Genomic DNA, 7,802 nt, shown 5'->3' with positions numbered 1-7,802 from the left:
GCTCAACACCTACTGGTCGATCATCGTGCCGCTGGTCGGCTTCGCCCTGCCGATGTCCGTCTATCTGTTCCACAGCTTCTACAGCTACATCCCCGGCGAACTCTATGACGCGGCCTCGATCGACGGGGCCGGTCCCTATCGCATCTTCTTTGCAATCACTTTGCCGATGTCGGTCAATACCGTTGTCACCGTCGTCTTCGTGAACACGATCTTCATCTGGAACGATTTCATCTTCGCCAACACGTTCGTGCTCGACAAGACCATGAAGACCGTTCCGCTTGGGCTTCAGAGCTACATGGGAGCCATGGGGTCGACCGACTGGACGGCGACGTTTGCGGCCGTATGCGTGACTGTCACGCCTCTGTTGCTCGCTCTTCTGGTTCTCAACAAGGCCATCATCTACGGCATTCAGGGTGGAGCCACGAAGGGATGAGTGCCACTCAATCATCAATCGAGGAGAAATATATGCCACGCCCGTCCACTGCGGTTGCCATGAGTTTCGCAGGCGTCCGTAATCCCGCGATCGACGGCCCTCAAGGGGACGCGATTCCATTCTTCCATGAGGGACGATACCATCTGTTCTATCTGGAAGCGCCTGCAGGCAAGCTCGACCAGCCCGATCGGGGGCGCACTCCGTGGCGGCATCTGGTCAGCGACAACCTCATCGCATGGGAAGACCTTGGGATCGCCCTGCCTCTGGGGCAAGGCGACGATCCGGATGTCGATGGCATCTGGACCGGATCGATCATCGCGGTCGATGGGGTTCTTCATGTCTTCTACACAGGCGGGCGCCGATCGGCGTGGACACCACAGACCATCTGTCACGCCAAGAGCACTGACGGCGTGACCTTTACAAAGGCCACTGGCAATCCCATTCATTTGCCTCCGGAGGAATATTTCGAGCGCCAGGACTGGCGGGACCCGTTCGTATTCTGGAACGAGGAACACAAGCAGTACTGGATGCTGATTTCAGCGCGCTCACACGAAGGGCCTTCCGGGCGGCGAGGCGTTGTTGCCCTCAGCACGTCCGAGGACCTTGTGAACTGGACGGCTAGGCCGCAGCCATTCTATGCCCCCGGAAACACCTACTGCATGGAATGCCCGGAAGTATTTCGGTTGGGTGGCAAATGGCGGATGATCTTCTCCCGCTTCAGCGAGCGGGCCGCGACCGTCTACCGTGAGGCCGCCGCCCTTGCCGGCCCTTGGCGAACGCCGGTCTATCCTGCACTGGACGGCGCACGTTGGTATGCCGCAAAGTCGCTGGAAGATGCCGAGGGGCGCCGGATTGCCTTTGGCTGGGTTCACGACCGGCGCGGCTTCGAAGAGGGCGGTGAGTGGCTTTGGGGCGGAGACATGTGTCTGCCGCGCGAGATATATGTCGGCGAAGCTGATCGGCTCTGTGTCCGGCCGCCGAAAGAAATCGACGTTTGGCTCGGTTCAATCCACGCGCTGCCCCTCAAACCGTTGTTCGGAGAGTGGAACGAAAGCGCAGGAGTGAGCAGGGCGACTGCGCTAGGCTCCTTTGCTGCGGCTGAGGTGGAACTGGGCCAGATACCCAAAGCGCTGACCAGGCTCACGATCGAGGCCAGCCTGCAGGACTTGCGGGGAGGGGTGGGGCTATCGCTGTACTCGGGCTCCGATGTCACCACGGGGCTCGGCCTCTTTTTCGATGCGGCCACGGGAGCGGTAAGCCTTGGCAATGTGGTAGCCGGAAAGGAAGGCGATCAGGTTCCCGAACCGTTTGTCACCAACTGGATTGCGCCCCGGTCCAGCGGCAACGTCAGGATCGACGTCTATTTCCGTGGTGACACGATCGAGATTTTCCTCGATCGGCAGGTGGCGCTCACGCATCGGTACTATTTCACCGACCGGCCGGCGGTCCATGTCTTGATCGAGGACGGCCTGGGGAGCTTCAAGGCGACGTTGGCGAACCATGAGCGATGAGTGGCGCCCTGATGTTGACAAAAGAGATATTCATGGCCTGTCTGACGGGGTCCCCCCGTTGCCCAGGGCAGGGACTTGCGCGCGGTAACGACTGAGCGGCGAGTGGCCCGAGTCGCCCGAGCTCGGCAAGACGCGCTCAATTCGAGACCGCTCCGATCGAGCGCTGGCAAAGGGAATTCTTCCTGCGTTGAGTCTACGTCTTACTTTCTGCGACTAACAGCAGTCGATCCATTCTGTTTAAGAGGTTCTCCGCGTCCGTTGTCGACAGCAATGCCTTCAGCGCAACAGGCCAACCGTCGAGGGCCGTCCATACCGACCTTTTGATTTCCTTCTCGATCCAGTCTGGGTCCAACTCCAGGAAACTGGCAATCCGGCGAAAACGGCGCAGGCTGACCTTGGAAAAATCGTAAGTTCCGGCCATTTTCAATGCGAGCCGGTCACCGGGGGCGAACAAGACTGTAGGGACGATATCGTAAGCGGGCGACAGGCGCACCACGCCCGGTGTCGGGAAAATAAAGGACCAATTCTTGAGGTGGTTGTCACCGTTTCCAATGAGGACGTCAGCAACCATCCTGCGAAAACCCTCAAGGACGTCAGCGCGCCAGTCCGTACTAAAGCGCTTTATCATATTCAGCATCGTTTCATAGGTCGCCATGGTGTATTTCCGCTCCCCAACCGCACCGACGATTTGAGCGCCATCTTCCATATGGATGCGTTGTTCTGCACCTGGCCTGTCGAAGCGGTCGACGACAAGGGCGTTTTCCCCCTCGCTGATAAGCCTCTCATCTATGCCGTAGATATTCTTGGTCGGCGTTAGGCGACAACTTGCCGTGTCAATCCCGAGCATTTTGCTGACGGTCATAGCGGCATACTCGGCCTCTGGAAGACCGGGATATTTCTTCGTTGGTACTTTCAAAATGCAGCGGCCTTCGCCGGCGCGTCCCGGGGCAGTGAGGCGATCGCCATCTGCTATTGCCACAAACTTGAGCTGAACGCCAGCCAAGGAAAATTTCACGGCTCCTTCAGGTAAAGGGGCGGACACGCCGCGAATATTTTGAACTTCGATCGGACCAACAGACGAGGGCACCGCTGTTTCGGGCGTGACAATAATTGCTCCCGGCAAATCTGCCCCGAGGCGGATCAAGAGATCGAACTGGTCGTGATCGCCAGGTCCCATCTCGCTCATGACGAGATCCCGTAGCGCCCCTTCGGGCAATAAGCCGGAGAACCATGGCGGCAAGTAACCATTGATACCGATTTTGTCGCCTCGGCCACCCAGGCGCCTGCGGGTAGCTTCCTCATCGCCGGGCACATACCATCTTAAACTTAGAATTGGTCGCTGGTCATCGCGGAAATACGCTTCGTCCACGACGAAGGCGGACGCGCCGGTGCTGTCGCGCGAAAGTGTACCGACGCGAACTGTACTTTGGTCGGGCCGAACCAGCCTAACGGCTAAAACCGCACTCTCCTTCGCCATCACGCTTCCTCGTCATCGGAGAGATCAACAAAGAGGTCTTCGAACGTTTCGTTGCGCTCATCACCGCTTTTTGACGAGGACCGTCTCGGGGCCAAAGACTCCGCTATGTCAGCGTATCGTTCTTTCGGCACCAGAAGCGGCATGATACCCAAAGCGTCGCAACAGTCGAGAAGAAGGGTCAACCGGTCCTTGCCCTTGCGACCATGGATGAGATCTCGTTCCAATTCAGAAATCCGCGCACGGTCCCGGCCCAGGCGCTGCGCAAGATCCGGCTGCGTCAYCGACCGCGCTTTACGGGTGGCCTGGAGCTGTGAACCAAGTTCTCTAGCCATATCGAGCGTCATTGCGCTATTTCTCCAATTAAGAGCGGAATTACGCTACCTCAGAATTTGAAGATGTGGAAGCGGAATTCCGCTTATTGGAGAGTTTAGTGCGTTAATCCGCATCGCCGCCATAAAATGTGTCGCCGTCGGCTTGATGAAAGCCTGAAGAAGCTGGAGACCGATTATGTCGACCTGCTTCTGCTGCACTGGCCGAACGAAGCCGTTTCGCTCGCCGAACAGATCGGCGCAGTGGACGAGGTCAGGCAAGCCGGCAAGGTTCGCCATATTGGCGTTTCCAACTTCAACACGGCGCTGATGGCCGAGGCGGTCAAGCTCAGTGCCGCACCGATCGTCACCAACCAGATCGAGTACCACCCCTATATCGACCAGACGCCGGTGATCGAGGCTGCAAGGAAAGCCGGCATGGCCGTGACCGGTTATTACGCCAGGGCTGCCTATGAGACGCTCACCACCCACATCTTCGATCCCGACGATCCCTATATCAACTCGGATGCGGTGTTTGGCGTGAAGGAAAGCCTGTTAGCCAAGTTCAACAGGGCGCATGATCCGGCGCGCGCAGGAATACGGGTTTACCGGCGATTTTTGGGATGTGGACCATGATTTTGTCCTGGCCCGGAAGGCAGAGACCTGAGCATCCGATCCGTCGTCCATCTCACGTTTCAGGCCATCGGCTTGCGGTCGCGTTCGGCAAGGAAAGGCCCGTGCGCCCAGGGAATGGAGCTGTCGTGCTTTTCGATCATGCGGCGCAGGTCGGAGAACTCCCGCCGGAGGTGGCCGATGAACTTGCGGCTGGCAGGATTGGCGTAAGGTTTGCGCTTGGTCATGATGCCGAGCGCGCGCTCGGGTTGCGGAATGTCGAGCGGGATGACGGTGATCTTGCTTTCGCGGCGGAAGGAAAAGGCGACGGAAAGCGGCAGGATGGCCAGCGCATCGGTCCCGGTAAGGTAGTTGATGACACTGAGAAGCGATCCGCCGGCATAGCGGATCGAGACTTCCGGTATGCCAAGCGTCAGCAGGATGTTGTGGAGATCGAGAACCAGCGGCGAGCCCGGCAGGGGCGCCACCCAGGGGTAGTGGACAATGTCCTCTATGGCGATGGTCCGTTTATGCACGAGGGGATGGCCAACGCTGCAGGCCAGCACGTTGCGGGCCGAGAGTATGGGTTCGAACGCATAATCAGCCCTGAGATCCGATGCGCCGGTCGGTGTCACGGCAAGATCGATCTGTCCGGATTCCAGCCCCGCCATCAGATCGGGATAATTACCATAGGATTGGTCGATCATGATCCCCGGTTCGCTCCGCTGGAAGGAGGCGACCATCGGCGCGATGACGGCATCCATGAAGAAAGGAACGCCTCCCAGCCGGACGCGCCCTGACGAGCCGGACTTGAAGCTGCGGATGATCTCGTCCGCCTTTCTCGACGAGGACAGGATGGCCTTGCCCTGTTGACCCAATTGCTCTCCGAGAGACGTCGGCTGCATTGGCCGGCGCCCCGGAATGAAGAGCTGTTCGCCGATCCGCTTTTCGAGCATCGAGATCGTGCGCGACACGGCCGACTGGGTCATGCCGAGCAGGGCGGCTCCCTCGGTTACCCCGCCTGTCTCGATGACGGCGGCCAGCTGGACGAGATGTCGTTCATCTAACTTCATAGCAAATTGCTATAATGGTTATGAGTAATTGCAACAAGAGGGCGTGTGAGGTGTGTATAGTCTGCCCATCTCTGGAAGCGATACGATAGACCGGCACGCAGCAGTGCGGTTGTCGCGGCGACACGCGGGAGACGTGCCGGAGATTGGACGAAGTCCTTGAGGAGGAGGATAGGGCGATGGCTTTTGTCAGCGGATATCACCATTTGACGCTCAGCACCGATGGGGTGCAGGAAGACTACGATTTCTATACCAAAATACTCGGCCTGTTTTCGGTGAAGCGAACCGTGCTGTTTGACGGCAGCGTCCCGGTCTATCACCTGTATTACGGCTCGCGCGATGGCGATGCCTCGACCATCATCACCACCTTTCCCTTCCGCAAGCCGGCGATCTTCGGGCGCCGCGGGACCAACCAGTCAAAGATCATCCAGCAAGCCATCCCCGTCGGGGCGTCGGACTATTGGATCGACAGGCTGAATGGCAAGGGCATCGAGGCACGAAAATTCGGCCGCTTCGGCTTGACCCGGGTCGGCTTCAAGCATCCATGCGGCATCCCGCACGAGCTGGTGGAAAGCCCGGCCGACACGCGTCCCTCGATCGTCAACGAGGCGCAGGGCGTCGATGCGCAGCATGGCATCAAAGGCATTTACGGGGCGGCAATCGCCGTTTTCGATCGCACGTCGATGGACGACTTCCTGACCGTCGGCATGTCGATGAAGAAGGAGGCCGACAGTGACGAGGGGCTGATGTTCTCGGTGCCGAACACGGCAGGTCCGAGCAGCATGGTAGAGATTCTGCACGAACCGAACGATCGCCAGGGAACCTGGACGCTGGCCGGTGGCACGATCCACCATCTCGCGCTCAACAGCGGCAACGAAGAAAATCAGCTGAAGCTCAAGGCGCATCTCGAAGGTCTTGGCTTCACCGATGTTTCGGACCAGAAGGACCGCAACTATTTCAAGTCCTGCTATGTCCGCTCGCCGGGCGGCGCGCTGTTCGAAATCGCCTGGTCGGTTGAGGGCGGCTGGGCGCTCGACGAGCCTCCGGGCGAGATCGGTACCACGCTCGTGTTCCCACCGTGGTTTGAGGATCGCAAGGCGGAGTTGATCGCCGGTCTCGAACCGGCAAACTTCTGAGCAGTACTATGGCGATGCATGATGCTCCATTGCGCCTCGGTGTACCGCCAGGGGAGGCCAAGGTCCTTTGCGTATTCGTTCACGGGCGGACTCAAACACCAGAGGACATGCGTGAACAGGTGGTCGGCAGGCTCAACACCGCCGGTGTCGCTTTCATGCTGCCCCGCGCTGCGGGTAACAGCTGGTACGACGCCCGCGCCGTCGATCCGCTGACGGATGGCACACGCCGCCAGCTCGACGCTTCGCTGATCCATGTTCGCCAGATCGTTACCGATTTCGTCCGGGAGGCCGGACGGCCTCTTCCGATGCTTGTCGGCGGTTTCAGCCAGGGCGCCTGCCTGACGCTGGAATACGCGATGAAATACGGGCCTTGGGACGGAGCGATGGTGAACCTGACCGGTTGCCGCATCGGCACGCCGGCCTGTGGCCGGCCCTTCGCCGATCTTGACCGCATGCCTGTCTATCTCACGGGCTCCGACAAGGACCCGTGGATACCGGTCGAGGCCTTCGCCGGGGCTGCGGAAGCGCTCGGCAAGGCACGCGCTGAATTGCGCTGCGACATCTTTCCCGACAGGGCGCATGAAGCGTCCGACACGGAGGTGGCGCAGCTCGACGCAATATTGTCGGCGCTGGCGTCCGGCAGAAAACCGTTCCGGCCGGCCGCCGGATAGTCACGCATTCGACTGTGTCATGGGGGAGAGAAACATGATGAAGCGAAGGACACTTCTGAAAGGCACGGCCGCCGCTGCGATGGGGACGACGTTCGGGGTCTTTCCGACGCCGGCGATATCACAGAACGCCAAGATCAAGCTGGGCTATGTCAGCCCTCAGACCGGCCCGCTCGCGGCCTTTGCCGAAAGCGACACGTTCAACATCAATCGCTTCCTTGCGACCGACATCGGCAAGAATTTCGAGATCATCGTCAAGGACAGTCAGTCAAATTCCAACCGCGCCGCTGAAGTCGCCAAGGAGCTGATCGTTTCCGACGGGATCGACCTGATGCTGGTGGCGTCCACGCCGGAAAACACCAATCCGGTTGCGACCACCTGCGAGGCGGAGGAAATCCCCTGCATCTCGACGAAGGCGCCCTGGCAGCCCTGGTTCATCGGTCAGCAAGGCAATCCCGGCGATCCGGCATCCTGGAAACCATTCAACTTCGCCTACCACTATTTCTGGGGTCTCGAGGACGTCATCGCCGTTTACACCAATATGTGGGCGCAGCTTGAAACCAACAGGAAGGTCGGCGGCCTGTTCC

At 59.5% G+C, this 7,802-nt stretch carries 8 protein-coding genes and 1 pseudogene; 6 read left to right on the top strand and 3 right to left on the bottom strand.

Going from position 1 to position 7,802, the window contains the following annotated elements; translation table 11 throughout:
* Together AC1D17_RS26880 and AC1D17_RS26875 are read left to right on the top strand one after the other, a co-directional pair.
* On the top strand, positions 1–433 hold a 433-nt coding region (locus AC1D17_RS26880; protein WP_477568310.1), incomplete at its 5' end, for an ABC transporter permease subunit.
* Between the two features lie 32 nt (positions 434–465).
* Entirely contained in the window at positions 466–1,944 is a 1,479-nt protein-coding gene (locus tag AC1D17_RS26875) for a hypothetical protein (RefSeq protein ID WP_477568309.1), read from the top strand.
* Positions 1,945–2,137: 193 nt separating this feature from the next.
* Here AC1D17_RS26875 and AC1D17_RS26870 read toward each other — a convergent pair whose 3' ends face one another.
* Positions 2,138–3,421 carry a type II toxin-antitoxin system HipA family toxin gene (locus AC1D17_RS26870; protein ID WP_477568308.1) on the bottom strand — a complete coding sequence of 428 codons (1,284 nt, stop codon included), beginning with the start codon at positions 3,419–3,421 and terminating at the stop codon, positions 2,138–2,140.
* Positions 3,421–3,765, bottom strand: a complete 345-nt coding sequence (locus tag AC1D17_RS26865) for a helix-turn-helix domain-containing protein (RefSeq protein ID WP_477568307.1) — start codon at positions 3,763–3,765, stop codon at positions 3,421–3,423. Before AC1D17_RS26865 ends, AC1D17_RS26870 begins: the two co-directional genes overlap by 1 nt.
* A gap of 129 nt (positions 3,766–3,894) precedes the next feature.
* Here AC1D17_RS26865 and AC1D17_RS26860 point away from each other — a divergent pair.
* Positions 3,895–4,396 (top strand): annotated as a pseudogene (locus AC1D17_RS26860) (aldo/keto reductase); the annotation flags it as partial.
* A gap of 28 nt (positions 4,397–4,424) precedes the next feature.
* Here AC1D17_RS26860 and AC1D17_RS26855 read toward each other — a convergent pair.
* Positions 4,425–5,414 (bottom strand): LysR family transcriptional regulator, encoded by a 990-nt coding sequence (locus AC1D17_RS26855; RefSeq protein WP_477568306.1) that lies wholly within the window; start codon positions 5,412–5,414, stop codon positions 4,425–4,427.
* A gap of 176 nt (positions 5,415–5,590) precedes the next feature.
* Here AC1D17_RS26855 and AC1D17_RS26850 point away from each other — a divergent pair, with 176 nt between their 5' ends.
* From AC1D17_RS26850 to AC1D17_RS26840, 3 genes are all read left to right on the top strand, one after another.
* Positions 5,591–6,547 carry a VOC family protein gene (locus tag AC1D17_RS26850; RefSeq protein ID WP_477568305.1) on the top strand — a complete coding sequence of 319 codons (957 nt, stop codon included), beginning with the start codon at positions 5,591–5,593 and terminating at the stop codon, positions 6,545–6,547.
* Positions 6,548–6,654: 107 nt separating this feature from the next.
* Positions 6,655–7,218: an alpha/beta hydrolase gene (locus AC1D17_RS26845; RefSeq protein WP_477568304.1), complete on the top strand. Its 564-nt coding sequence runs from the start codon at positions 6,655–6,657 to the stop codon at positions 7,216–7,218.
* 34 nt (positions 7,219–7,252) lie between these two features.
* The coding region (locus AC1D17_RS26840) for a substrate-binding domain-containing protein (RefSeq protein WP_477568303.1) at positions 7,253–7,802 on the top strand (550 nt) is incomplete at its 3' end.

It is taken from the genome of Pararhizobium sp. P1_E7, assembly GCF_056405855.1.
Note: the sequence above shows the minus strand (reverse complement) of the source record. Positions and strands in the feature narration are given on the sequence as shown.